The sequence below is a fragment of the Amycolatopsis sp. NPDC051371 genome, from assembly GCF_040682155.1.
Lineage (GTDB): Bacteria > Actinomycetota > Actinomycetes > Mycobacteriales > Pseudonocardiaceae > Amycolatopsis.
The window spans coordinates 36,822-63,252 of record NZ_JBFBAG010000013.1 but is presented as its reverse complement, the minus strand read 5'-3'; the positions used below and the strand labels follow the sequence as shown (position 1 = coordinate 63,252).

Genomic DNA, 26,431 nt, shown 5'->3' with positions numbered 1-26,431 from the left:
CTTCGCCTGCATGATGGGAAATTCCCGCACCGTCACCTCTTGTACCAGCCCTCGCGCGGGTGCATCCTGGTCGCCTCGCCGCCGAAAGGAAAGTTTCCTAACTAAAGGGAGCACCAGGAATGCGGAAACTGATCCTGCTCGCGACCATGGCGCTCGCCGCGGCCGTGATGCCCTCGGCCCTCGCGTCGGCGGCGCAAGCCCCGGCCGCGCGGCCCGCCACCACCGCGGCCGCCCCGACCGCGGCCCAGCTGCTGGCCAAGACGACCAGCTGCAAGCAGATCTCCAACGGCAAGTACAAGACCGACGAAGACGTCTCCAGCAAGACGGTCGCCGTCTGCGACGCCAACGGCGCCGTGTTCTGGAAAGCCGACATGGACATCGACTGCGACGGCCAGCGCTCTACGCAGTGCAACGAAGACACCGACTGCTGCTACCAGGACGACACGGCGTTCCACCAGTCCGACGGCAAGCCGCTCAACGCGGCGAAGCTGCCCTACATCGTCGTGCCGAGCTCGAGCAGCATCTGGAAGTACTCCTCGTCGCAGCTGAAGGGCGGCGGTTCCTGCGCCGTGATCTACAACGGCAAGGTCGAGTACGCGGTCATCGGCGACACCGGGCCGACGCAGATCATCGGTGAAGCCTCCTACGCCACGGCGAAGGACCTCGGCATCAACCCCGACCCGTCCAACGGCGGCACCGACTCCGGCGTGACGTACATCTGCTTCAAGAACTCGACGGTCTCGCCGATCGAGAACCACTCGGCCGCGACGAGCAAGGGCCAAAGCCTCGCCACCACCTTCGTGAACAACAACTGACGCACGCACGAGCCGGGGCCGATCCGTTCAAGACGGGATCGGCCCCGGCTGCTGTGCTGGGGGCATGAGCAAGGAACTGCGGAAACTCGCCAACATCGGACCCGCGATGGTCCGCGACCTCGCGCGGCTGGGCATCACCGAGCCCGCGCAGCTGGCCGGCCGCGACGCCGTCGAACTGTACGAGCGGCTGTGCGAACTCGACGGCCACCGGCACGACCCCTGCGTGCTCGACACCTTCATGTCGGCGGTCGACCAGGCCGACGGCGCGCCGCCGCGGCCGTGGTGGACCTACACCCCGGAACGGAAACGCCTCCTCGCGAGCCGCTGACCGGAACCGCGCCGACCGCGTTGCCGACAAACCTGCAAGATGCATTTCCGGGACGAATCGAGACGTGATTCTCACCGGAAAACCGTTGCGCCTAACGGCCGTCTCACGCATTACCCCGTTCGCCGTCCCGCCGGTAACGATCCAGGGGAGCGCGGCGACCAACGAGAGGGTTGCGCGGAATAGCGGAGGTTTTGGCGTGAAGATCAGTGTCTTCGGGCTCGGTTACGTCGGTTGTGTCTCCGCCGCGTGCCTGGCGGGGCAGGGGCACCGGGTGGTCGGCGTGGACGTCAACCCGGTCAAGATCGACCTCATCACCCAGGGCAAGGCCCCGGTGGTCGAGGAGCGGATCGGCGAGCTGACCGCCGAAGTCGTCGCGAGCGGCGCGCTGAGAGCCACGACCGACGTCGCGCAAGCCGTCGCCGACAGCGAGATCTCGCTGGTCTGCGTCGGCACGCCGTCGGCGCCGAACGGCAGTCTTTCGACCGTCTTCCTCGAGCGCGTCGCCGAGGAGATCGGCGAGGCGATCGCGAAGAAGAGCGAGCGCCACACCGTCGTCTTCCGCAGCACGATGCTGCCGGGCACCTGCCTGGACCTGCTGATCCCGATCCTGGAGAAGTCCTCGGGCCGCACCGCCGGTGTCGACTTCGGCGTCGCGGTGAACCCCGAGTTCCTGCGCGAGGGCACCAGCGTCCGCGACTTCTTCGATCCGCCGAAGACCGTGATCGGCGAGATCGACGCGGCGAGCGGCGACGCCGTCGCGGCGCTTTACGAAGGCTTGCCGGGCCCCGTCTTCCGCGTGCCGATCCCCGTGGCGGAGATGACGAAGTACGCCGACAACTCCTTCCACGGCCTGAAGATCGGGTTCGCCAACGAGCTCGGCTCGATCTGCCGGGCGCTCGGCCTGGACTCGCACCAGGTGATCGACGTCTTCCTCGCCGACACCAAGCTCAACATCAGCCCGGCCTACCTCAAGCCCGGCTTCGCGTTCGGTGGCTCGTGCCTGCCGAAGGACCTGCGCGGGCTGGTTTACGCCGCGCACCGCAACGACGTCAGCGTGCCGATCCTGTCGCACGTGCTCGCGTCCAACGCCGACCACCTGCAGCGCGCGTTCGACCTGGTCGCGCGCACCGGCAAGCGCAAGGTCGGGCTGTTCGGGCTGTCGTTCAAGCCGGGCACCGACGACCTGCGCGAGTCCCCGCTCGTCGAGCTGGCGGAGAAGCTGCTCGGCAAGGGCTTCGACCTCAAGATCTACGACGCCAACGTCAGCCTCTCGCGGCTGATGGGCGCCAACCGCGAGTACATCGAGGGCCGGCTGCCGCACCTCGGCCAGCTCCTCGCCGGGTCCGTCGAAGAAGTCATGGACCACGCCGACGTCCTGCTCGTCGGCACCAAGGACCCGGACGTGCTGGCGGCCCTGCCGCACGGCGGCGACCGGGCGATCATCGACCTCGTCCGCCTGCCCGACGCCGCCGAGCGTCGCCTTGAAGAGGGATACGCCGGCCTTGCCTGGTAAAGCGCTCATCCTCGTCGAAAACCTCTCCGTTCCCTTCGACCGGCGGGTCTGGCAGGAGTCCACGACCCTGCGCGACGCCGGGTGGGAAGTCCACGTGATCTGCCCGCAGGGCACCAAGCGCGACACCGAGGCCGAGGCCGTCGTCGACGGCGTCCACATCCACCGGTACCCGCTGAAGGCGGCGACCGGCGGGCCCGCCGGCTACCTGCAGGAGTACGGCAGTGCGCTGTGGCACACGCTGCGGCTGGCGCGCAAGGTCGGGCCGGTCGACGTCGTGCACGCCTGCAACCCGCCGGACCTGCTGTACCTGGTCGCGAAGGTGCTGAAGCGACAGGGCGCGCGGTTCATCTTCGACCAGCACGACCTCTGTCCCGAGCTGTACCTTTCGCGGTTCGACCGCGGGCAGGACCTGCTCTACCGCGGGGTGTGCGCGCTCGAACGCGCCACCTACCGCGCCGCCGACGTCGTGATCTCGACGAACGAGAGCTACAAGCAGGTCGCCCGCATCCGCGGCGGCAAGCGGCCCGAAGACGTCTACGTGGTGCGCAGCGCCCCGGTCGTCGAGCGGTTCCACGAGGTCCCGGCCGAGCCCGAGCTGAAGAAGGGCAAGCCGTACCTGCTGGCCTACCTCGGCGTCATGGGCCCGCAGGACGGCGTCGACTACGCCCTGCGCGCGCTCGCGAAGCTGCGGGACGAGATCGGGCGCACCGACTGGCACGCGGTGTTCGTCGGCTCCGGCGACGCCTTCGACGACATGGTCGCGCTCTCGGCGAAGCTCGGGCTGGCCAACCAGGTCGAGTTCACCGGCCGGATCCCCGACGAGGACCTGGTCCGCTACCTCTCCACCGCCGACGTCTGCCTGTCGCCGGACCCGCTGAACCCGCTGAACGACGTCTCCACGATGAACAAGGTCATGGAGTACATGGCGATGAGCAAGCCGATCGTCTCGTTCGAGCTGCGCGAGGCGCGCGTCTCGGCGGGCGACGCGGCGGTCTACGCCCCGGCGAACGACGAGTCGGCGTTCGCGAAGCTCGTCTCGCAGCTGCTCGACGACCCGGAGGAGCGGGTCCGGATGGGCAAGCTCGGGCAGGCCAGGGTCGCCGGCGCGCTCTCGTGGGAGAACTCGGCGAAGAACCTGCTCGCCGCGTATGAGCACGCCGTGAAGTCTTGATCGCCGTTAGGTCAAGAAGTCACCGGACCTGTAACCAAAGCTCCCGGTCCGACGACGGTTCGGGTAACCGGCCGATCATGTGAATCCGTTCGGCGTACCCGTCTCAGGAATGGAGATCCCGCCGTTGACTGACGACACGGTGCGCCTGGCCCTGATCGGGCAGGTCCTCCGCCGGCGCTGGCGGCTGCTGGTCGCCCTCGCCGTCCTGGGCGCGGCGGTCGGTGCCGGCGCGTCGGTGCTCTTCTCACCCGGCTACCAGACCTCCTCGAGCGTGCTGCTCCAGGGACCGCGTCAGGCGGACGAGCTGCTCACGCAGGCCGAGGTCGCGACCAGCTCGGTCGTCCTCGACCGCGCCGCCGCCGTGCTGCCGTGGCACCCGACCGGCACCGACCTGAAGAAGCAGGTCACCGCGTCCGTGGCGAACGGCAACGTCGTGACGGTCACCGTCTCGGCCGACACCGCCGAGCACGCCCAGCAGCTCGCCGACCAGGTCGCGCAGCAGTTCGTCAAGTACTCCGGCCAGCTGGCCAGCAACTCGGCGGACGCGTCGGTGCAGCTGGCCCAGGAGCAGCGCGAGTCGCTGCGCACCCAGGTCAAGCTGACCACGGAGAAGATCAGCGACATCGCCAAGACCGTCGGCGGCGACCTGACCGTGGAGAGCGTCCAGGTCCGCACGCAGCTCGAAGGCCTGCGGACGTCGCTGGAGCAGGCCATCAACGACCTCAACCAGGCCGACCTCGCGACCGGCGTCGGCAACACCGTGGTGCTGGGGCCGTCCGAGCGCCCGGCCGGGCCGGCCGCCCCGACGATGGTGCAGCTCGTCGCCGGGGGCGCGGTCCTCTTCTTCCTCATCGGCGTGTTCGGCCACCTGTTCGCCGCGCGCGCCGACCGGCGGCTGCGGGGCGAGCCGGAGATCGCCTCGGCGCTCGGCACGCCGATCCTCGCCGGCGTCGACGTCACGACGCCGCAGGGCGACCGCCTCCCGGCGACCGGCCTCTACGGCAAGCTGCGGCGGCTGCTCGGCGGCGACCGGCCGTGGGTGCTGCCGCCGGTCGCGACGTCGGCCGACGCGGTCAACCGCGACATCCGCTACCGCCGGGTGCTGGCCCGCCTGGCCACCGGCCCCGCCGACGTCCTGCTGCTCGTGGCCGAAGACGACCGAACCGGCAAGCTGGCCGCGGGGCAGCTCGCGGAGCTGGCCGACCGGCTGTCCGTGCCGCTGCGGATCTTCGAGTTCGCCGCCGGGCGGCCGACGGTGCCGGACGCCGGCCCCGGCTCCGGCGTCCTGGTGGTGCTCGGCGCCGGCTCCCGCACCGCGTGGGAGCTCGTCCGGCTCGCCGAAGCCTGCTCCGACGCGGGCCAGGAGATCGTCGGCGCGGTCCTCACCCATCCCGTCCGGCCGTCCGCGCCGGAAGCCGAACCCGTGGCGGAAGCCCCCGAGAAAGCCCTGGCAGGTTCGGCGTGACGACTACCCCCGAAACTCAGGCCGCACCGCTGGTCGACCTCCACCGGCTGTTCGTCGCGATCCGCCGCCGCAAACGCCTCTGGCTGGCCACGGGGCTGCTCGGGCTGATCGCCGGGGCGCTGGTGGCGATCGTGCTGCCGGCAGCGCCGACCGCGGTCACCAAGGTGATCGTGGTCCACCAGGACGACTCGCCGACCGACAGCGGCACGCTGATGCGCACCGACGTCGCCGTGCTGTCGACGACCCAGATCGCCGAAGGCGCGCTGAAGAAGCTCAACAGCACCGAGTCGCCCGAAGAGTTCATGAAGAACTACGCGGGTCTGCCCGTGACGAACAACGTCATGCAGATCACCGTCAAGGCGAAGAGCGACGAAGAGGCCGTGGCGCAGGCGAAGGCGCTGGCCGACACGTTCATCGCCGACCACGTCCAGCGCAGCCAGGCCGCCGCGGCCGCGCAGTCCAAGGCCATCCTCGACCAGCGGAAGAACGCCCAGGACGAGCTGACCAAGATCGACCAGCAGATCGCCGACGAGACCGGCAAGGGCCGCAACGCGAACGCCAGCACCCTCGAAGGCATGTATGGCCGCCGCGCCGCGCTCGCGTCGCAGATCTCCGACTTCGACTCCCGCGCCCAGCAGGCCGGCATCGGCAGCCCGCAGGTCGCCGCGGGCACCCAGATCGTCGACGCGCCCCGCGCGCTGCCGAAGGCGTTCCTCAAGACCACCGCCACCAACTCCGGCATCGGCTTCGCCCTCGGCCTGGTCCTGGGGCTCGCGATCGCCGCCATCGGCGCGGTGTCGCGCGACCGGCCGGTGCTGCGCCGCGAGATCTCCGCGCACCTCGGCGCGTCCGTGCTCGCCCAGCTGCCCTCGAAGCGGCGGGGCCCGGCGCGGCTGTGGCAGCGCTCGCGGGCGGTGTCCGAACGTCAGCGCGTCGCGACGACGCTGGTCCGCGCGATCAAGAAGGACAAGCCCGCGGTGTCGTTGCTGGAGCTCGGCGCGCCACAGGTGGCCGCCGCGCTGGCCCTCGACATCGCCACCGCGCTCGCTGCCGACGGCAAGGCGAGCGTCCTCGACGACCTGCCGGGCGAGGACGTCCGCAAGCTGGCCGGCGAGACGAACAGCGAGATCACCGTCGTCGGCGCCGGCGACCCGGACGCCGGGCCGGACGAGCGCAGGGTCGGCGTCGGCACGGTTTCGCCCGGCACGGCGTGGACGGACCTGGAGCACCTCGGCCGGGAGACCGTGCTGGTCGTCAAGGCCGGGCACGCGAACACGCTGTGGCTGCACACCGTGGCACGGCAGCTCGCCGACCAGCAGATCCCGATAGTCGGCGTGGTGCTGGTCGACCCGGACCCGCGCGACAAGTCCGACGGCACGCTGTGGGACGGCCTGCACACGGCGCTGCGCGGCCGCGCGAAGGCCCCCTCGGTGCACCGCGTCTCGGTCGTCGAGCACGAGGACCGCATCGACGAACTGGCCGCCCGCATCGCCGAGCGCGTCGCGGTCGCCGAGCCGCCGACGCGGCGGATCGCCCCGGTCCGGCCGGTTGTCCCGCCGCCACTGGCCAAGCCCCCCGCACCGCTGCCGGAGCCCGGCAAGGTGAGCGTCGGGGACCACCTGGACGCACCGACGAAGAAGTTCGCCCCGGTCAAGCCTCCGAAGCGGCCGACGCCGTTCAAGCGCGACCACGGCGAACCGGCGCACAAGGGCGAACTGAACGCCGAGCTCGAGCCAGAAAAGAGCGCTGTGACAACCGGGGCTCCGCCCCGAGCCGGGGGCTTCGCCACCCAGACCCCCGAAAAGAGTGCGGAGGTCTCCTGACCACCGCGCGCCGCCGACCGAAGGGGACCCACTCGAGATGTGCGGCATCGCAGGCACCTACCTCTGGCCGGACGGCGGGCCGCTCACCGACCGGCTGACCAAGACGCTGGCCCACCGCGGGCCGGACGGCTCCGGCCGCTACGACCACGCCGTCGGCGGGGGCTCGGTCCACCTGGGGCACCGGCGGCTGTCGATCATCGACCTGTCCGAGACCGGCGCCCAGCCGATGGTCCTCGACGGCCTCGCGCTGAGCTACAACGGCGAGCTGTACAACGCCCCGGAGCTGCGGGCCGAGCTTTCCGCGGCCGGCGTGCGCTTCCGCGGCACGTCCGACACCGAGGTGCTGCTGCAGGCGTGGCGGCGCTGGGGCACAAACTGCCTGCCGAAGCTGCGCGGCATGTTCGCCTTCGCGCTGTTCGAGGAAGGCACCGGCGAGCTGTTCCTGGTCCGCGACCAGCTGGGCATCAAGCCGCTGTTCTTCGTGCGGCGGGGCGGCGGGGTCGCCTTCGCGTCCGAGCTGAAGGCGCTGGCCGGTGAGCTGGGCGGGTCGCTGCAGGTCGACAACGCCGCGCTGATCGCGTCGCTGCTCTACTACTGGGTGCCGGACAGCCGCTGCGCCTACCAGGGCGCGGAGAAGCTGCAGCCGGGCACGTGGCTGCGCTGCCGCCCGGACGGCCAGGTCGACCGCGGCCGGTTCTGGTCGCTGCGGGAGGTCGCCGAGGAAGGCGCGGCCTTCGAGGGCGAGGTCGACCTGCACGAGGTGATCAGCGAGTCGACCGCCAAGCACCTGCTCTCCGACGTCCCGGTCGCGACGTTCCTTTCGGGCGGGCTCGACTCCAGCTACCTGACGGCGCTGGCCGCGCGGTCGCAGCCGGGGATCTCCGCCTACACCATCGGGTTCCGCGCCGAGGACGCCAAGTTCGAGGCCATGCCGGACGACCTCAAGTACGCCCGGATCGTGGCGCAGCAGTTCGGCGTCGACCTGCACGAAATCGAGATCGCGCCGCAGGTGCTCGACCTGCTGCCGAAGATGACCTACCACCTCGACGAGCCGATCGGCGACCCGGCGGCGATCAACTCGTTCATCATTTGTTCGGCCGCGCGTGACGCCGGCGTCAAGGTGATGCTGTCCGGGATGGGCGCCGACGAGCTGTTCGCCGGGTACCGCAAGCACCTCGCGAACCTGATCGCGCTGCGCTACCACAAGGTGCCGGGCGCGGTGCGCAAGCCGGTCGAGTCCATTGTGGACCGGTTGCCGGTGGCCTCGGCCAAGCGCGGGTACCGGTCGGTGCGGTTCGCCAAGCGGTTCCTGTCGTTCGCGGGCCTGCCCGAGGAGACGGCGTTCCGGCGCAGCTACACGATGTACGACCAGGCCGAGCTGCTCTCGCTGGTGAACCCGGACTTCGCGCCCGCGGTCGAGGACGTCCTGACCGAGCACGCGGACACGTACAACGACCAGGCGCTGGACGACTTCGTCAACCGCATGTGCCTGGCCGACTCGCGGATGTTCCTGCCGGGGCTGAACCTGACCTACACCGACCGTTCGACGATGGCCGCGTCCACCGAGGTGCGGACGCCGTTCGTCGACGTCGAGGTCGTGCGCGCCGCGTTCAAGATCCCGGGCGACAAGAAGATCGTCGGCCGCGCCGGCAAGGTCGCGCTGAAGAACGCGGCGCTGAACATCCTGCCGAGCGAGATCGTGCACCGGCCGAAGGGCCTGTTCAGCGCGCCGCTGCGGGCGTGGATGAGCCGCGACCTCGCGCCGCTGGTGCGGGAAGTCGTCAACGAAGGCGTGCTCGTTTCGTCCGGATTTCTGCAGCGGGAGGCGTTGCAGCGCATGGTCGCCGAGGACGCCGCCGGCCAGGAAGACCGCGGCAAGCACCTTTGGCACGTCTTGACTCTTGAGTATTGGTACCGGAACGCGATGTCTGGAGCGGGAGCGAAGTGAAGCAGGTAGTCCAGAACTACAAGAGCGGTGAGCTGGCGCTGCTGGAAGTGCCCGAGCCCGCCTGCAAGGCCGGCGGGGTGCTCGTCCGCACGGTGTACTCGCTGATCTCGACCGGCACCGAGATGATGAAGGTGTCCGAGGCCAGCCTGTCCCTGGTGGGCAAGGCGAAGGCCCGCCCGGACCAGGTCGCGAAGGTCATGCAGAGCGTCGCCACCAACGGACTCTCGGCGACCTACCGCAAGGTGACGTCCAAACTGGACTCCTACACCCCGCTCGGCTACTCGCTGTGCGGCATCGTCGAGCAGGTCGGCGACGGCATCACCGACGTCGCGGTCGGCGACCTGGTGGCCTGCGCCGGCAACGAGCACGCGCTGCACTCCGAGCTCAACTGGGTGCCCAAGAACCTCTACTCGCGCGTCCCGGCCGGCGTCGACCCGCGGCACGCGGCGTTCGGCACCGTCGGGTCGATCGCCATGCAGGGCGTCCGCCGCGGCGAGCCGCAGATCGGCGACGTCGCGCTGGTCATCGGGCTCGGCCTGATCGGCCAGCTCGTCGTGCAGCTGCTGACGTCGTCCGGGGTGCGCGTCGTCGGCGTCGACCCCGATCCCGAGCGCTGCAAGCTCGCCGAGAGCCTCGGCGCGCTGACCTGCGCGCACCCGGCGTCCGGCATCGTGGACAACGCCGTGGACGAGCTGACGCACGGCGCGGGCGTCGACCAGACTTATCTTGCGGCCGGCGGCAACACGAACGACCCGGTGGAGCTGGCCGCGAAGCTCTCGCGCGACCGCGGCCGCGTGATCGACATCGGCAAGTGCAAGCTCGACCTGCCGTGGAACGCCTACTACGAAAAGGAACTGGACGTCCGGTTCTCGCGGTCCTACGGCCCGGGCCGCTACGACCCGTCGTACGAGCTCGAAGGCCGCGACTACCCGATCGGCCAGGTCCGCTGGACCGAGCGCCGCAACCTCGAGTGCGTCCTCGACCTGATCGCGCGCGACCGCCTCGACGTCGAGCCGCTGATCACGCACGTCTCGGACTTCTCTTCCGCGGTCTCCACGTATCAGTCCTTGAACGACGGCTCTCTCAAGGCGGTGGCGGTGCTGTTCCGCTACCCGGACGCGGTCGCTCGGACGGAGCCCGTGGTCACGTCGGCGCGGGTCGCGGTGGCGTCGTCTTCGGGTGCCGCTGCGCTTCCCGTGGGCCAGCCCGTGCGCCTGGGCTTCATCGGGGCGGGCAACTACGCGTCGTCGATGCTGCTGCCGCACCTCGCCGAGCGCGACGACGTCCAGCTCAAGCACGTCGCGACGACGTCGGCGCTCTCCGGCGCCAACGCGCGGCGCAAGTTCGGCTTCGCCGACGCGTCCACCGACATCGACAACGTCCTCGGCGACTCGTCGATCGACGCGGTGTTCGTCGTAACGCGGCACAGCTCGCACGCCGAGCTGACCCGCCAGGCGTTGCTGGCGGGCAAGACCGTGTTCGTCGAGAAGCCGCTGGCGCTCTCGCCGGACGAGCTCCAGAAGGTCCTCGACGCGATCGAGGAGTCCGGAAACGATCGGCTCCAGGTCGGCTTCAACCGCCGGTTCGCTCCGCTGCTGCACGAGGCCCGCGCCCAGTTCGGCCCGCGCGTCGGCCCGGCGACGGTCCGGTACCTGGTCAACGCCGGCCGCCTCGACCACGGCAGCTGGTACAACCAGACGGCCACCGAGGGCTCCCGCTTCGCCGGCGAGGGCGGGCACTTCATCGACACCGTGAGCTGGCTGCTCGACGCCGACCCGGTGTCGGTGTACGCCACCGGCGACGTCCAGGTGACGCTCGGCTACCCGGACGGCTCGACGGCCGTCATCACCTACGCGGAGACCGGCTCGTCCGGCTTCCCGAAGGAGACCCTCGACCTCACCGCCGACGGCAAGGTCCTGAAGTTCGACGACTTCGTGCGCGCGTCGGTGTACTCCCGCAAGAAGTGGGCCAGCTCGCGGATCCCGAAGGGCCGCGACAAGGGCCAGGCCGCCGAGGTCGACGCGTTCGTGTCGGCGGTGCGCACGGGCGGCCCGATGCCGATCTCGGTCGCCTCGCTGGCCGCGACGACGCTCGCCACGCTCGCCGCCCAGGCCAGCGTCTCGAACGCGGCGCCGGTCCGCATCGAGCTGCCGAGCAAGGCGGGTGTCGAGGCGTGACGAGCGTCGCGCCGGTCCGGCCGGAGCTGCGGCGGAAGGCAGGTGCCCGTGCCGGGGTGACTCGGCCGGCGCTCCCGCGGACGGCAGGTGCTGCCGCCGTGGCGAGTGCCGCGTTGGCTCAGCCGCCGCTGCCCCGGAAGGCAGGTGCCCGGACATGATGGGTCCCGGCTGGTACCTGCGCCGGCTGTCCCGGATGGGGCCGGCGGAGGTCGTCGGCCGTGCCCGGCACGCCGTCGTTCAGCGGCAGTGGCGGGCCGCGCTGCCCACGCCGCCCGACTGGCCGTCGCACCCTCGCTTCACCGCTGTACTCCCGGAAGGCGTGCTGGGCAAGGTGTCCGGCGAGGCCGTCAAACGGCTGCTCGCCACCGCCGACGAGCTGATGGCCGGCCGCGCCGAGTACTTCGGCGTGGTCCGTTCGGACCTGGAGGCGCCGGACTGGTTCCTCGACCCGAAGACCGGCCGGCGCGCGCCTTCCGACCTGCACGCCTTCGACGTGCCGTACCGGTCGGAAGACACGGTCGGCGACATCAAGCAGATCTGGGAGCCGTCGCGCCACCAGCACCTCACCGTGCTGGCCGCGGCGTACGCCCTGACCGGCAACTCGGACTACGCCGCGCGCGTGGCCGTCCACCTGCGTTCGTGGTGGGCGGAGAACCCGCCGCTGCGGGGGCCGCACTGGGTGAGCGGCATCGAGCTGGGCATCCGGCTGCTGTCGTGGGTGTGGACGCGTCGCCTGCTCGACAGCTGGGCCGACGCCGCGGAGCTGTTCGAGGACAACCCGGACTTCCAGCTGCAGCTGTGGCACCACCAGAACTGGCTTTCGACGCTGCGTAGCCACGGCTCGTCGGCGAACAACCACGTCATCGCCGAGGACGCCGGGCTGCTGGCCGCGGCGTGCGCGTTCGGCTGGTTCCCGGAGTCGCCGGGGTGGCGGACCGAGGCGATGCGCTCGCTGGACGTCCAGCTGGGCCGCAACACCTTCGACTCCGGGCTGAACGCCGAACTGGCGTCCGAGTACCACGGCCTCGTGCTGGAGCTCGGGCTCGCGGCGGCGGTCGAGGCCGACGCGGCGGGCACGCCGGTGCCGGAGTCGACGTGGGGCGTCCTGCTCCGGATGACCGACGCCCTGGCGTCCATTGTGGACAACCGGCTGCGGCCGCCGCGGCAGGGTGACGCCGACGACGGCTTCGGCCTGATCGTCGACGGCCTCGAAACCGACCGCTGGGCTTCGCTGCTCGCGACCGGCGAGGCGCTGTTCGGGCGCTTGGACTGGTGGCCGCCGATCCCGGGCGAGGACGTCCGTACGCCGCTGCTGGCTTCTTTGGCATCCCGGACTCCCCGCGCTTCCGGCGTCCGCGCCGGCCGGCGTCCCGCGCACCTGCGGGACGCGGGCATGACGATCCTGCGGTCGGGCCGGATCTGGGCTCGCTGCGACGGCGGCCCGCACGGCTTCCTCTCGATCGCCGCGCACGCTCACGCCGACGCGCTGGCGGTCGAGGTCCGCCACGACGGCGTCGACGTCCTCGCCGACCCGGGCACGTTCTGCTACCACGGCGAGCCGCAGTGGCGGTCGTCCTTCCGGTCGACGCTCGGCCACAACACCCTCGAACTGGACGGGACCGACCAGTCGGTGTCCGGCGGGCCCTTCCTGTGGACGCGGCACGCGGTCACGAAGGTGCTCGACGTGCGCACCCCCGACGAAGGCCCCTCCCGCTGGACGGCGGCCCACGACGGCTACGCGCCCGCGGTCCACCGCCGCACGGTCGAGCTCGACGGCGACGTGCTGAAGATCGTCGACGAAGTGCTCGGCGACACCCGCCCGGCCGCGCGCCTGGCGTTCCACCTCGGCCCGGCGGTCACCGCCAGGCTGGAGGGGAACGTCGCCCACCTGCGCTGGCCGGGCACCTCCACCGGATCCGTGGCCCCGGTGCACACCGCCGTCATGGAACTGCCGCCCGAGTTGTCGTGGACGGCCCACCGCGGTGAGATCGACCCGCCCCTCGGCTGGTACTCCGCCGGCTTCGGCCGCAAGGAACCCTCGACCACCCTCGTCGGCTCCGGCACCCCCGGACACCTCGCCACCCTGCTCCGCTTCAGTTAGGACCCGCCCGTGACAGCCCGCCGCTTCCGACTCCGCCGTGCCGCTCCGCTGCTCGGCGTCCTCCTCACGGTCGCGGCGTGCTCCAGTGGCCCGGACACCACCGGCCCCGCCCAGGCGACCCCGGCCCCAAGCGGGTCGGTCGCGGCGGTCTGCGACAAAGAGCCGGCCGGCCCGGCGACGGCCCCGGCGGGCGCGGTCGTCGTCGACCCGGCGGTGCCGGGCGACCTCGCCACGAAGACTCGCTCGGCCGGCACCGGCACGACGTTCTGGCTCAAGCCGGGCAAGCACATCCTCGGCGACGACAAGTACGACCAGGTCTCGCCCAAGGACGGCGACGTCTACATCGGCGCTCCCGGCGCGGTCGTCGACGGCCGGAAGATCAACCAGTACGCGTTCACCGGCCACGGAACGAACGTCAAGCTCACCTACCTGACCGTCCAGGGCTTCGCCGCACCCCGCGACGAAGGCGTGGTCAACCACGACTCCGGCGACGGCTGGGTGATCGAGCACTCGACCATCCAGGACAACGACGGCGCCGGCCTGATGGCGGGTGCGCGCCAGCAGGTGCGCGGCAACTGCCTGCGCCGCAACGGCCAGTACGGGATGAACGCCTTCTCCGGCAGCACCCCGATCACCGCGCTGGTCGTCGAGGGCAACGAGATCGCCGGCAACAACACCGGCGACTGGGAAGCGAAGATCGACGGCTGCGGCTGCACCGGCGGCGTCAAGTTCTGGGACGTCAACGGCGCCGACGTGCGCGGCAACTGGGTGCACGACAACCACGGCACCGGGCTGTGGGCCGACACGAACAACAACGACTTCCTCATCGAGGGCAACCTCATCGAGAACAACGACAGCGCCGCGCTGATCTACGAGATCAGCTACAACGCGATCATCCGCGACAACACGATCCGCAAGAACAACTGGGTCGACGGCCGCAAGTACGCCGACAAGGGCGACAACTTCCCGACCCCGGCGATCTACATCTCCGAGTCCGGCGGCGAGCCGCGGATCAAGGCGCGGACGGCGAAGATCGAGATCTCCCGCAACTACCTGGAGAACAACTGGTCCGGGATCACGTTGTGGGAGAACGCCGACCGGTACTGCAACAGCCCGGCCAACACCAGCTCCGGCGACTGCACCCGGCTGGTGCCGGAGGTCAAGACCTGCGCGGACCCGGCCATCACGAGCGGGCCGCTGCTGAGCGACTGCCGCTGGAAGACCCAGCACGTCGACATCCACGACAACAAGTTCGTGCTCGATCCGGCCGTCGTCGGCTGCCAGGCGTCGTGCGGACGGATGGGCCTGCTCTCGAACTTCGGCACCTACCCGGACTGGTCGCCGTACAAGGGGGACGTGGTCCAGGAGGCGATCACGTACAAGCAGGACAACCGCTGGCACGACAACAGCTACGCCGGCCCGTGGACCTACATTGCCTACACGACCGACCGCATCCTCGAGATCGGCGAGTGGGAAGGCTCGCCGTACTCGCAGGACACCGGCAGCACGTACACCGCACAGGCCGGGGGCTGACATGGCCGCGCACACCGGCATCGCGGGCATCCGCGGCGACGCCGCGGCCGGGCGCGCCTCGGCGACGCCGAAGTGGGCGGCCCTGGCGTGGGCCCTGCTGATCCTCAACACGCTCGGCTCGACCGGTGCGAAGACGGTCATCCCGCTGCCGCGCTCGGTCAGCCAGCTGGTCACCATGGGCGCGCTGATGACGGCGTTCGTGATCGCGCTGGTGCTGAACAAGCACCTGCGGATCCGGCCGAGCGCGTACCTGCTGCTGCTGACGCTGCTGCTGGTGTCGAGCATCCTGTCCAGCGCCGACCTGCAGGAGGGCGCCGGCGCGTTGTTCCGGTGCTTCCGGCTCACGGTGTTCGTCTCCACGCTCTGGTTGCTGACCCGCTGGTGGGACGGCGGGTTCACGTTCGTCCGCGCCCACATCCGCACGTACGCCGTCGTGCTCGCGTCGGTGGCGATCGGCCTCGTCATCTCGCCCGGCAACGCGATGCCGGAGGAGTACGGCGGCCGGCTCTCGGGCGCGATCTGGCCGCTCACGCCGCCGCAGATCGGCCAGTACGCGGCAGTCATTGCCGGGCTTTCGCTCCTCCTCTGGTTCGGGCGCCGCACGACGTGGCGCAGCGCGCTGTCCATCGTGGTGCCGGCGCTCGGGCTGCTGCTGCTCACGCACACCCGCACGGCGACGCTCGGCCTGGTCGCCGGGCTGGCTGTGGCCTTCCTGTCCATGCTGCTGACCAGCGCCCGCGCCCGGAAGGTGTTCGCCTGGACGGTCGGCGTCGGCGGGGTCGCCGGCGTGGTGCTGGCGGGTGCGCTGCAGGCGTGGTTCCTCCGTGGGCAGAGCGCCGACAACTTCTCCAGCCTGACCGGCCGCGCGAAGGTGTGGGACGCGCTGCTGGAGGCCCCGCGGACGACGTCGGAGTACATCTTCGGCGTCGGGCTGACGGACAAGTCCTACGACGGCCTGCCGATCGACAACAGCTGGCTCGCGATCTACCACGAGCAGGGTTTCGTCGGGATCGCGCTGGTGGCGGGGTTCCTCCTCACGTTGGTCGTGGTGGCCGTGTTGCGGCCGCCGTCGCTGGCTCGCGCGTGCGCGATCTTCCTGATCACCTACTGCCTTTCGGCCTCCTACACCGAAGCCGGTCTCGGCGACGCGTCGCCGTACCTGCTGCACCTGGCCATCGCTGCGTCACTGCTGGTCCGCGGGGTGCCGCAGTCCGACGAACAAGCATTCATCCCGGCGAAGGGGACAGGCGCGTGAAGGTGCTCGTGGTGCACAACCGGTACCGGTCCGAGCAGCCGAGCGGCGAGAACAACGTCGTCGACGCCGAGGTGACGCTGCTCGCCGAAGGCGGCCACCAGGTGTCGCTGTTCGAACGCCGCAGCGACGACATCGCTTCCATGCCGGCGCCCCGCAAGGCCGCGGTGCCGCTGACGGTGCCGTGGAACCCGGCGGTGCGGAAGGAGCTCGCCGCCCGGCTGCGCGCCTCTCGCCCGGACGTCGTGCACATCCACAACACGTTCCCCCTGCTGTCGCCGTCGGTGGTCGCGGCCTGCGCGGACGCCGGCGTGCCCGCGGTCGCGACGCTGCACAACTACGGGATGGTCTGCCCACCCGGCACGCTCCACCGTGACGGCCGCATCTGCACCGAGTGCGTCGGCGGCGCACCGCTGCCGGCGGTGAAGCACGGCTGCTACCGCGGTTCACGCGTGGCGACGCTCCCGATGGCGGCGAGCACGGCCGCGAACCGGCGCCGGTGGCGGACGGGCATCGCGCGGTTCTTCTGCATTTCGGCGGCTCAACGTGACCTCCTGGTGTCGGCCGGGATGCCCGGCGAGCGGATGGCGGTGAAGCACAATTTCGTCACCGACCCCGGCGTCCGCCGCACCGGCGACGGCAAGCACGTGCTGTTCCTCGGCCGCGTCACTGAGGAGAAGGGCGTCGGCCTGCTGATGCGGGCGTGGGACAGCCTCGGCGGAGCCCTGGGAGTCCCGCTGGTCGTCGCCGGCACCGGCCCGATGCAGGACGAGGTAGCGACCTGGGCGGCCGGCCGCGCCGACGTGTCGTACGTCGGCCTGCAGAACAAGGCGGAGTGCCGTGCCCTGACGGCCGACGCGGTGGCAGTGGTGGCGCCCTCGACGTGGCTGGAGGCGTTCGGTCTGGTGGTCGTCGAGGCGATGGCCGCGGGCGTTCCGACGGTGGCGGCGGCGCACGGCGCGTTCCCGGAGCTGGTGGACGACGGCGTCACCGGCCTCCTGCACGCGCCGAACGACCCGGCGTCCCTCGCGGACCGGCTGCGGGCAGTGGTCGGCGACCGCAACCACGAGATGGGCGACGCGGCCCGGGTCCGGTACGAGAAGGACTTCACCCCGGCGATCGGGCTCGATCGGCTGATCGCCGGGTACGAGGCGGCGATCGAGGCGCACGGGTGAGGCAGCTGGTCCGTGAGGCGCCCGCGGCCCTGCCGGCCGCTTTGCGCGCCCCCTTGGCCATGACGGCTGCCCTGGCGACGGCGGTGCTCGTCGCCCTGGGCATCCTGCACTTCCACGACTCGGGTTTGACGGGAATCGACGCGGCGATCCTCCCGTCGGTCGACGGGGTCGGGCCGCCGTGGCGGTACGTGGCCCTGGTCTTCGACTTCGGCGGCGAGCCGGTGGGATCGACGATTCTCGTCGCGGTGCTCGCGGTGGTGTGCTTCCTGGCCCGCCGCGTCCGGACCGCGGTGCTGACGGTGCTCGGCGTGGTGGTCACGGTGGCGGTGACGACGCTGGTGAAGCCGATCGTCGGCCGCACCATCCATGGCGAGTTCCTCTCTTATCCGAGTGGCCACACGGCGCTGGCCACCGCGCTGGCGGTGGTGATCGCCCTGCTGCTGGCCGACCGGCTGGGTCTCGGCCGGGCCGCGGCGGTGGTCTTGGTCCTGGGGCTGGCTGTGGTCGCCGGAGTGGCGATGGGGTGGGCCGAGGTGGCTCTGGGCGCGCACTACCCGACGGATGCCGTCGGTGGGTTCTGCGCCGCGTTGGCGGCGGTCCCGGCGACGGCCTGGCTGGTGGATCGCGTGGCCGAACGGCTGTGACGCCGGTTCGGCACCCGCTTTCGTGCCTTCTCGCCGCTGAGGGAACCCCCGCCCGGTCCCGGGCGGGCGAGTTTGCGGTGACTTGCTGTCGGTCTGGGTTGGTCGCGTTCGTCGGTGGGGTGACCTACCCGCGAAGGAGAGACCGATGATCCAAGACATGATCGCCGCCGAGCGGCGGGAGCTGGCCGCGGTGCTCGGTGACCTGACGCCGGCCGGCTGGGGCTCGGCGACCCTGTGCGCCGGGTGGCGGGTTCCGGAAGTCGTCGCGCACATGACCATGCCCTTCCGGTTCTCGACCGGGCGGTTCGTGCGCGAGATGGTGAAGTCCGGTGGCCGCTTCCACCGGATGGCCGACCGCCTGGCTCGCCAGGAAGCCGCCAGCCTCTCGCGGGAAACCTTGGTCGCCTCGCTGCGGGACAATGCCGACCACCCGTGGCAGCCGCCCGGCGGCGGGCCGGAGGGCGCTCTGAGCCACGACGTGATCCACGGTCTCGACATCACGACCGCCCTCGGGCTGGATCGCCGCGTGCCCCGGGAACGGCTGGAAGTGGTGCTCGGCGGGGTAAAGCCGAAGCAGGTGAAGTACTTCGGCACCGACCTGACCGGCGTCTGCCTGCGCGCCGACGATCTCGACTGGTCGTACGGCACCGGGACCGTGCTCACCGGTCTCGCCCAAGACCTGCTTCTCGTGCTCTGCAACCGGCGTCTGCCGGCGGGACGTCTTCGGGGCGAGCCGAGCGCGCGCTTCACCACGGTCTGAGCTCCTTCCGCAACTCGTCCATTGTGGACAGCTGGGGCGTGCCGTACTGCAGTGCTTGCAGACCGGCGGCTCGCGCGGCCGAGACGTTCGCCGCCCGGTCGTCGATGAGCAGGATCCGGTTCGGCACGACGTCCAGCCGACGGCACACGCCGGTGAACGCTTCGGAAGCCGGCTTGCGCACCCCGGTGTCGCCGCTGACGAACCAGTCGGTCAGGTACTCGCCGAGGCCGAACCGCTCGCGCAGGAGCTTCGACCACTCGCGGACGTCGTTGCTCAAGCAGCCGAGCCGTACTCCGGTGGTATCGAGTTCGGCGAGGACCGCGACCGCGCCTTCGGTCAGGCGGTGGTTCCGGCAGTACTCCTCGTCCGATGCCCCGGACGCGCCGGACGTCGCCCAGAAGTCCGCCGACGACATCTTGCCGAGGCTGCATTCCTGGTACAGCTGGGCGATCTCTTCCCGGTGCAGCACGCAGCCGTGGCTGCGGAGGTAGGGCACGAGCAGCTCGCCGACGTCGTCGGCGGAGGCGTAGAGGACGCCCATCGCGTCGAACAGGACGATGTCGATCGCGTCGCGGTCGAGGGGTGCGGGGATGGCGGACATGTCTCCGACGGTACCGAACACCCGTGCGAATGCCATCGCTGAAACGGGTGATGTGCGCTGTCCGGAATCTTCCGTTCGCGACTTTTCCCTTTGACTGCAAGGGAAATAAGGATCAAAGACGGAGACTGCGACGGAAAGTGTCGGACCCCCTCGGCAAGCTCCCGATCAGCAGCCGGCGGTCCCACCGTCGAACGAAGAACACTCGTCCTGCGAGTAGGGCTCCGCCCGCCAGCCCGCAGGGTCGACCGTCCTGGAGGTGTCATGCACGACGAAGGTCCACGGCCCGGCATAGGAGTTGTCGTGCCACCGGTTGCCCTGCCGGAAGGTGATCGCTTCTTCGACGACGGTTCCCTTGTAGGGAGACCAGTCCGGGAAGGTCCCGTAGTTCGACAGCAGCGCCATTCGGCCGCAGAGGCTCGTGCAGCCCACCCGGCCGGGATCGAACCGGAAGGTGTTCCCGTGGACCTCCACGCGCTGGGTCTTCCAGCGGCAGTCGTCGTACGCCGGTGGTTTCTCGATCGTGCCGGCCGCGCACGAAGACTTCGAAGCCACCTTGGTGCAGTAGCCCGAAGACGTGTTCGCCGGGCTGTTACAGAAGCGGTCGGCGTTCTCCCACAGCGTGATCCCGGCCCAGTTGTCCTCGAACGTGTTCCCGCTGATGTCGATCGACGACGTCCGCGCCGGCACGCGCGGCTCGCCGCCGGACTCCGACAGGTACACCGTCGCCGCCGGGAAGTTGTCGCCGCGCGAAGCGAACGCACGCCCCTGCACCAGGGTGTTCCCGCGGAACGTGTTGCCGCGCAGCACGAGGTTGTAGCTGGTCTCGTAGAACAGCGCCTCGGCGTCGTTGGCCTCGAACAGGTTGCCCTCGACGAGGAAGTCGTTGTTGTTCGTGTCCGCCCACAGGCCGGCGCCGTGGTTGCCGTGCACCCAGTTCCCGGTGATGTCGGCGCCGTTCACGGCCCAGAACTTCGCGCCGCCGCTGCACCCGCAGCCGGGCACCTTGGCTTCCCAGTCGCCAGTGTTGTTCCCGGTGATCTCGTTGCCGTCCAGCACGAGCCCGGTGATGCCGTCACCGGCCTGGTAGGCGTTGAGCCCGTACTGGCCGTTGTCGCGCAGGCAGCTGTGCCGGACGACTTGGCGCGCCCCGGCCATCAGCCCCGCGCCGGCGTTGTCCTCGATGGTCGTGTTCTCGATGAGCCAGCCGTCGCCGGAGTCGTGGTTCACCACGCCCTGGTCCTGGAGCGCGGCGAACCCGCGGATCGTGAGGCCGTGGAGCTCGACGTCGCGGGCCCGCTGGGTGAAGGCCGCCTGGTTGACGCCGCGGCCGTCGACGACCGCGCCCGGCGCGCCGAGGTACACGTCGCCGTCTTTCGGGGCGACTTGGCCGAACTTGTCGCCGCCGAGGGTGTGGGTGCCGGGGCGGAGCCAGAACGTCGTGCCGGGCGGGTTCGCCGCAGTCTTGGCCGAGAGGTCCCCGTCGACGCCCGGATCGACGGGGACGGCCCCGGGAGGAGCTTGCTCGTGCTCCGCGGGCTGGTGGTCGCACACCGGCCCGGGCCCGTCGGTGGCCCGCGCGATCGCCGGGCAGGCCACGGCGATCAGGAGCGAGCAAGCGGCGACGAGAACCGCGCGAGATCTTCCCATGGCAGGAAGTTACGCACGAACGGGCCGGAAAACAGTCACCCTCAAGTGTCCTCATCGGACCCAAGGGGTGAATCCGGCCCGTCCGTGCGGAGATCAGGCGAACTTGCGGAACACGGGCCGCACCGGGCGCCCGCCCATCCACGGCGTGGGGTCGTGGGCGTCGAGGGCCTTCCGGTAGACGGTGCAGGCCTGGGCGACGACGTCGATGGTCTTGTCGATGTCCGCCTCGGTGAGCGCGGCACTGACCACGAACGACGGTCCGAGCACCCCGCCGCTCACCAGCTCGCGCAGGAACAGCGTCCGGTACGGCTGGGACGGCTTGAGCTGCTCGTCGAGGGTGCCGAAGACCAGGTTGCTGGAGCGCCCGCGGACGACCACGTGGTCCTCGACGCCGATCCCGGCCGCCACCTCGCGGACGCCGGCGGCGAGCCGGTCGCCGAGGGCGTGCAGCCGGGGGATGACGTCCTCGTCGCGGTAGACGTCCATCACCGCCATGGCGGCGGCGAGGGAGTGGGTCTCCGCGCCGTGGGTGGTCGAGAGCAGGAACACCCGTTCCCGGTCGGTGTGCAGCCCGCCGATCTCCATCAGCTCGCGCTTGCCCGCCAGCGCGGAGACGGCGAAGCCGTTGCCGAGGGCCTTGCCGAACGTCGAAAGGTCCGGCGTGACGCCGTAGAGGCCCTGCGCGCCGTGGGCGGACCAGCGGAACCCGGTGATCATTTCGTCGAAGATGAGCACGACGCCGTGGCGAGTGGCGAGCTCCCGCAGACCCTGCAGGTATCCGGGCGGCGGCCCGACCGCGGCGGCCGGCTCCAGGATCATGCACGCGATCTCGCCGTCATGACGCTGCAGCAGCTCCTCCGCGGCCTTCAGATCGCCGTACGGGAAGGACACCGTCGCTTCCGTCGTCTCGTCCGGGATGCCCGCGTTCATCGCCGTGGTGCCGATGAACCAGTCGTCGGTGGAGAAGAAGGCGTGGTCGGCGCACTTGGCGACCAGCCGGCGGCCGGTCGCGGCCCGGGCCAGCCGGACCGCCGCGGTCGTGGCGTCCGAGCCGTTCTTGGTGAACTTCACCATGTCGGCCGTCGGCACGTTCTCGAGAAACCGCTCGGCGGCCTCGGCCTCGATGATCGACGGGCGGATGAAGTTGCTGCCCTTGCCGAGCTCGGCCCGGACCGCTTCGAGAACGCGCGGGTGGGCGTGGCCCAGGCTGACCGCTCTCAGCCCCGAGCCGTACTCGATGTAGTCGTTGCCGTCGACGTCCCAGACGTGGCCGCCGAGACCGTGCGAGATGACCGGAGCCATCGCTTCGGGATACTGGTCCGAGCCCTTGGCGTAAGTGTGCGCACCGCCCGGGATGACCCGGTGCAGCCGCTCGTTCGCCTGCGTCGAGCGGGGCAAGTTCGTTCCCATGGGGGTCACCTCGTTGGTTTCAACGCCTCTCCGAGAGACGGCGCGCGCTCATCCCGGTCACTGACCATTGTGACCGGCAGTGGCCACGAAATGTCCAATTCTGGGTCTTTGTACGAAATTGTGATGTCTTCGGACGGATCGTGTGCCCGATCGATACGGTACGAAACATCCGATGGATCGGTGAGTGACTGGAATCCGTGCGCGCACCCCGCCGGGATGTACACGGAAACCTGCGTCTCACCGGAAAGTTCGAAAGTTTTCACTTTGCGAAACGTCGGGGAATCCGGTCGGAGATCCACGACGACGTCGAAGATCGCGCCGTGCGAACACCGCACCAGCTTCGCCTCGCCGGCCCCGCCACGCAGGTGCATCCCGCGGACGACTCCCTTGCGGGACCGGGAAAGACTGTCCTGGGCGAAGCCGTCCGGGTCGATTCCCACGGAGGCGACGACCTCGCGGTCGAACGTCCGGCTGAAGAAGCCGCGCTCGTCACCGTGCGGAGTCGGTTCGAACAGGTACACACCTTCGATCTCGGGTACCGGAATGGCCTTCATCGCGCACCCCCGAAGAGGGCCGCCGAAAGGGCGGCGAACTGGTCCTTGAGCCGTTGTACGTTGTTCTCGTTCCGTTCCGCCAGGGTCTGGTGCAGTTCCGGCGAACGGTTTTCGAGCTCGGTGAACTGCTCGACGAGCCGGTCGAGGTCGACATCCTTCGCCCGCTGGGTGAATCCGTCGAGACCCATCTCCGCCATCAGCACGTCGTTCTTCGGCGCGTACCCGATCGCAACGGTCGGTTTCGCGACCTTCAGGGCGCAGAGCACGTTGTGGTAGCGCGTGGCCACCACGCTGTCCACCGCCGCCATTTCGTGCATCAGCTCGCCCAGGGTCTCCGCCGAAGCCGCCGTCACCAGCGGGGAAGCGGTCTTCTCGATGATCTCGTCGACGACCTGCCGGTCGATCTGATCACCGATGAACAGCCGGACGGGTCTGCCCTGGTCAACGAGCCGCGCGACGAAACGGTTCATCGTGTCGACGTAGTGGCGGTAGATGCGGTCGCCGTCGGCGCGGTCCTCGTTGCCGCCGTAGTAGGCCATCACGCCGATGCCGACGGTGCCCGGTGCACCGGCGGCGTCCGGAGTGGGCAGGGAGAACGCGAGGTCGGGGTAGACCTCGTCGCGGCTGGTGTCGACACCCATGGCGCGCATGGCGTCGCGGGAGATGTCGTCGCGGTAGGAGCGGTACGCGGCGAGCCGGCCGGACCAGCGGACGAGTGCCCGCGTGGCCCGCGCACTGATTTCGTTGGCGCCGACGCTGACCAGTGCGACCTTGGTGCCGAAGAGCCGCCCGGTGGCGGAGAGGAGGAACAGCGAATACGGGAAACCCCACGGACGCAACGGAAGCGTCGCTTCGAGGACGCCCATCCCGGGCACGATGACGACGTCCTGCTTGCGGACCCAGGCGGCCGTGCGGCCGATGTCGACCAGCTTGCCGAGTCCCTTGAGGACGATCGACCGGAGGCCGGACGCCGTCTCGTACTCGGCCTGGTTCCAGTGCAGGGGCGTGGTGTCGACGCCGTACCGCTCGCGGACGATGTCCGGGCCGCCCACCAGGCCGGTCAGGACGGCGTCCGGGTGCTCGGTGCGCAGGTAGCCGAGCACGGCTTCGAGGGAACCGTCGTTGCCGAGGTTCCCCGAGCCGAGCAGGCCGAAGACGCCGACGCGCGGGGCACGCTTCACGCGAGCCTGCCTTCCCGGCCGGCCACGATCGTGTTGACCGTGGTGACGTCGGAGGCGGTCGGCGCGCGGTCCTCGACGCGCTCGCCGTGGCCGGACTTCGCGCGGTTGGTCAGCCAGCTGCCGAGGTGCGCGAAGCACTCGCGCTTGTCGGCGGCCGAGATCGGCGCGCGCCGGATCAGGTCCGCGAACCCGTAGACGTACTCGCCGAGCAGGCGGACGGTGGGGTTCCGGAGCCGGTTCGCGCGCCGCGGGTCCAGATTTGCGCACCGGCTCCGGATGGTCGGGTTGGCCCGTTCCGCGCGGTTCGGGTGGTCGCGGCGGAAGTAGAGCAGCTCGGGCACCTGGTGGAACGGGCCGTGCAGGGCCATCTCGGCGGAGTAGGTCCGGTCGGCGTGGTGGTAGCTGTCGAGCGGCTTGACGCGGCGGAGGACGTCGGCGCGGATGACGCCGTAGAAGTCGTCGCCGCCGGGCTCGAACAGGATGCTGCGGAAGCGGTCGGGGGCGTGCGGGGAGGCGGTGTCCAGCGTGTACTCGAGCGGCTGGACGATGCGGCCGTCGCCGTCGATGATGGCCTGGTCGCAGTGGGCGAGGATGACGTCCGGGCGCTCGTCGAGGGCCTCGATGCACCGCTTGAGCAGGTCGCGGGCGTAGAGGTCGTCGTGGGAGACCCACTTGAAGAGCTCGGTGCGGGACACGTCGAACACGTAGTTGTGGTTCGGGGTCGCGCCGATGTTCTTCGGCTGCCGGACGTAGCGGATCCGGGAGTCCTTCTCGGCGTAGCGGCGGCAGATCTCGTCGGTGCCGTCCGTGGAGGCGTTGTCCGAGATGATCAGCTCGAAGTCCTCGTAGGTCTGGCCGAGCAGGGCGTCCAGCGACTCGGCGAGGTACTCCTCGCCGTTGTACACCGGGAGGCCGAGGCTCAGCCGCGGGACGGTGGTCATGGAGTCCTCATTCCTTGATCGGCTCTTTGATCGGCTCGAAGACCACGGTGATCTCGTTGATCGTTTCCCGGATCGGCGCGAAGACCACCGTGGTCTCGTTGACCCCGGCGTCGTCGGGTCCCGGCGGCACGTACTCCCGCAGCCCGAGCCGCAGCTGCCACCACCAGACGACGGAGCCGGTGAGCGTCGCGGTCGCGACCCCCCACGCGGACCCGGCCGCGCCACCCAGGAAGGCTCCGGTGATGCCGAACGTGACGTAGAACAGGGAGGCGATCAGCTGGGACCGCAGGCTCCGCGGGGCGGCGCCGAGAGCCCGGAGACCGGCCGCGGCGCCGGTGGCGAAGCTCGCGCCGACCACGGCGAGGGTGACCGGCAGGATCAGCGGGGACGACGAGTCCCACACCGAACCCATCACCCAGCGGCCGGCGCTGTCGGGCAGCAGGAGCAGCAGGCCGAGGCCCCAGCACAGCGCGGCGGCGGCCTGGCCGCCGCCGAGGATCACGCAGAAGTGCTTCAGCCGGTGCGGCGCCCGCTTGAGGACCCGCGCGCCCTCGGCGACGGTGACCAGGGACAGCCCCATGAGCAGGGCCAGGAACGGGCCGAGCAGCTGCTCGGCGCCGCGGACCGCGCCGACGGCCGTGATGCCGGCGATCGCGCCGAGGCCGTACGCGCGCAGCTGCGAAGCGCCGCTGTTGCTGACGTTCTCGACGAGGTACCGAACGCTCAAGTCGCGTTGCTGCCGGAACCAGCCCAGCGCTTCGCGGGGTTGGGGGAGGATGCCGGTCTGGAACCCGCCGAACAGGGCCGCGACCGCGCCCGAGAGGCCCCAGGCCAGCACGAACGCGACCACCGTGTGGATCTGGGCGGCGACGAACAACGCCGGGAGCAGCGCCACGCCCCAGACGCAGTCGTTGATAAATGCCTTCTTGCCGGCACCGCGCGCGAAGAACGCGAACCGCCAGGCGTCCTGCAGCAGCAGCCCGGGCAGCACGACGGCCAGCGCGACGAACGCGCTGCCCAGCGGGCCGCCCGCAGCGAGCCCGGCGACCAGGCTGATCACCCCGGTCACGCAGCCGACGCCGATCGCGGTGCCGGAGGCGCTGGCGACCCCCAGGCGCCAGCGGTCCTCCGGCACCGCGCTGAACCGCACCATCAACGGGTCGGTGGCCAGGCCGCGCGACACGTTCAGCACCACGCCGTACGTCACCCAGGCGAGGCTGAAGATGCCGAAGGCGAACGTCCCGAGCGAACGAGCCACGTACAGCCCGACCGCGAAGTTCGTCAGGCTCGACACCGCCTGGTCGCCGAGGCCCCAGCTCAGCCGTCCGGCCATGGCGCGCACGGCGCCGTTCCGGAGCAGCGAGCCGGAGGCCCGGCGATGGTTGGCCACGT

Annotated in this window: 21 protein-coding genes; 14 read left to right on the top strand and 7 right to left on the bottom strand. The window is 70.5% G+C overall.

What is annotated here, in order from left to right:
- Positions 1-119 precede the first annotated feature (119 nt).
- From AB0M59_RS18030 to AB0M59_RS17965, 14 genes are all read left to right on the top strand, one after another.
- Positions 120-815, top strand: a complete 696-nt coding sequence (locus AB0M59_RS18030) for a glycoside hydrolase family 75 protein (RefSeq protein WP_364616127.1) — start codon at positions 120-122, stop codon at positions 813-815.
- A 64-nt stretch (positions 816-879) separates the two neighbouring features.
- Positions 880-1,143: a helix-hairpin-helix domain-containing protein gene (locus tag AB0M59_RS18025; protein WP_364616124.1), complete on the top strand. Its 264-nt coding sequence runs from the start codon at positions 880-882 to the stop codon at positions 1,141-1,143.
- Between the two features lie 196 nt (positions 1,144-1,339).
- Positions 1,340-2,656, top strand: coding sequence for a nucleotide sugar dehydrogenase (locus tag AB0M59_RS18020; RefSeq protein ID WP_364616121.1), 1,317 nt, complete (start codon positions 1,340-1,342; stop codon positions 2,654-2,656).
- Positions 2,646-3,827: a glycosyltransferase family 4 protein gene (locus tag AB0M59_RS18015; RefSeq protein WP_364616118.1), complete on the top strand. Its 1,182-nt coding sequence runs from the start codon at positions 2,646-2,648 to the stop codon at positions 3,825-3,827. Before AB0M59_RS18020 ends, AB0M59_RS18015 begins: the two co-directional genes overlap by 11 nt.
- A gap of 109 nt (positions 3,828-3,936) precedes the next feature.
- Positions 3,937-5,292, top strand: coding sequence for an exopolysaccharide biosynthesis protein (locus AB0M59_RS18010; protein WP_364616116.1), 1,356 nt, complete (start codon positions 3,937-3,939; stop codon positions 5,290-5,292).
- The gene (locus AB0M59_RS18005) at positions 5,289-7,115 is read left to right on the top strand and encodes a Wzz/FepE/Etk N-terminal domain-containing protein (RefSeq protein WP_364616113.1); all 1,827 of its coding nucleotides are present in this window, start codon (positions 5,289-5,291) and stop codon (positions 7,113-7,115) included. The genes AB0M59_RS18010 and AB0M59_RS18005 overlap by 4 nt, the downstream gene beginning before the upstream one ends.
- Positions 7,116-7,152: 37 nt before the next feature.
- Entirely contained in the window at positions 7,153-9,063 is a 1,911-nt protein-coding gene (gene asnB, locus AB0M59_RS18000) for an asparagine synthase (glutamine-hydrolyzing) (RefSeq protein ID WP_364616110.1), read from the top strand.
- Entirely contained in the window at positions 9,060-11,240 is a 2,181-nt protein-coding gene (locus AB0M59_RS17995; RefSeq protein WP_364616107.1) for a bi-domain-containing oxidoreductase, read from the top strand. The genes asnB and AB0M59_RS17995 overlap by 4 nt, the downstream gene beginning before the upstream one ends.
- A gap of 154 nt (positions 11,241-11,394) precedes the next feature.
- Positions 11,395-13,341 (top strand): alginate lyase family protein, encoded by a 1,947-nt coding sequence (locus AB0M59_RS17990; protein WP_364616104.1) that lies wholly within the window; start codon positions 11,395-11,397, stop codon positions 13,339-13,341.
- A gap of 9 nt (positions 13,342-13,350) precedes the next feature.
- Entirely contained in the window at positions 13,351-14,874 is a 1,524-nt protein-coding gene (locus AB0M59_RS17985; protein ID WP_364616101.1) for a right-handed parallel beta-helix repeat-containing protein, read from the top strand.
- A 1-nt stretch (position 14,875) separates the two neighbouring features.
- The gene (locus AB0M59_RS17980) at positions 14,876-16,129 is read left to right on the top strand and encodes an O-antigen ligase domain-containing protein (RefSeq protein ID WP_364616098.1); all 1,254 of its coding nucleotides are present in this window, start codon (positions 14,876-14,878) and stop codon (positions 16,127-16,129) included.
- Positions 16,126-17,301, top strand: coding sequence for a glycosyltransferase (locus AB0M59_RS17975; protein ID WP_364616095.1), 1,176 nt, complete (start codon positions 16,126-16,128; stop codon positions 17,299-17,301). The genes AB0M59_RS17980 and AB0M59_RS17975 overlap by 4 nt, the downstream gene beginning before the upstream one ends.
- Positions 17,298-17,945, top strand: coding sequence for a phosphatase PAP2 family protein (locus AB0M59_RS17970; protein WP_364616092.1), 648 nt, complete (start codon positions 17,298-17,300; stop codon positions 17,943-17,945). Before AB0M59_RS17975 ends, AB0M59_RS17970 begins: the two co-directional genes overlap by 4 nt.
- Before the next feature lie 145 nt (positions 17,946-18,090).
- Positions 18,091-18,705, top strand: a complete 615-nt coding sequence (locus AB0M59_RS17965) for a maleylpyruvate isomerase family mycothiol-dependent enzyme (protein WP_364616089.1) — start codon at positions 18,091-18,093, stop codon at positions 18,703-18,705.
- Here AB0M59_RS17965 and AB0M59_RS17960 read toward each other — a convergent pair.
- The 7 genes from AB0M59_RS17960 to AB0M59_RS17930 all read right to left on the bottom strand — a co-directional run bounded on the left by AB0M59_RS17960 (position 18,692) and on the right by AB0M59_RS17930 (position 26,429).
- Entirely contained in the window at positions 18,692-19,306 is a 615-nt protein-coding gene (locus AB0M59_RS17960) for an HAD-IA family hydrolase (protein WP_364616086.1), read from the bottom strand. The two genes, AB0M59_RS17965 and AB0M59_RS17960, sit on opposite strands and share 14 nt — an antisense overlap.
- A 165-nt stretch (positions 19,307-19,471) precedes the next feature.
- Positions 19,472-20,953, bottom strand: a complete 1,482-nt coding sequence (locus AB0M59_RS17955; RefSeq protein ID WP_364616083.1) for a right-handed parallel beta-helix repeat-containing protein — start codon at positions 20,951-20,953, stop codon at positions 19,472-19,474.
- Between the two features lie 93 nt (positions 20,954-21,046).
- A complete protein-coding gene (locus AB0M59_RS17950; RefSeq protein ID WP_364616080.1) occupies positions 21,047-22,363 on the bottom strand; it encodes a glutamate-1-semialdehyde 2,1-aminomutase in 1,317 nt (438 codons plus the stop codon).
- Between the two features lie 5 nt (positions 22,364-22,368).
- Positions 22,369-22,917 carry a dTDP-4-dehydrorhamnose 3,5-epimerase gene (gene rfbC, locus AB0M59_RS17945; protein WP_364616077.1) on the bottom strand — a complete coding sequence of 183 codons (549 nt, stop codon included), beginning with the start codon at positions 22,915-22,917 and terminating at the stop codon, positions 22,369-22,371.
- Positions 22,914-24,098 carry a polysaccharide pyruvyl transferase family protein gene (locus AB0M59_RS17940; protein WP_364616074.1) on the bottom strand — a complete coding sequence of 395 codons (1,185 nt, stop codon included), beginning with the start codon at positions 24,096-24,098 and terminating at the stop codon, positions 22,914-22,916. The genes rfbC and AB0M59_RS17940 overlap by 4 nt, the downstream gene beginning before the upstream one ends.
- The gene (locus tag AB0M59_RS17935; RefSeq protein WP_364616071.1) at positions 24,095-25,039 is read right to left on the bottom strand and encodes a glycosyltransferase family A protein; all 945 of its coding nucleotides are present in this window, start codon (positions 25,037-25,039) and stop codon (positions 24,095-24,097) included. Before AB0M59_RS17935 ends, AB0M59_RS17940 begins: the two co-directional genes overlap by 4 nt.
- A gap of 7 nt (positions 25,040-25,046) precedes the next feature.
- Positions 25,047-26,429 (bottom strand): hypothetical protein, encoded by a 1,383-nt coding sequence (locus tag AB0M59_RS17930; protein WP_364616068.1) that lies wholly within the window; start codon positions 26,427-26,429, stop codon positions 25,047-25,049.
- Positions 26,430-26,431: the final 2 nt, after the last annotated feature.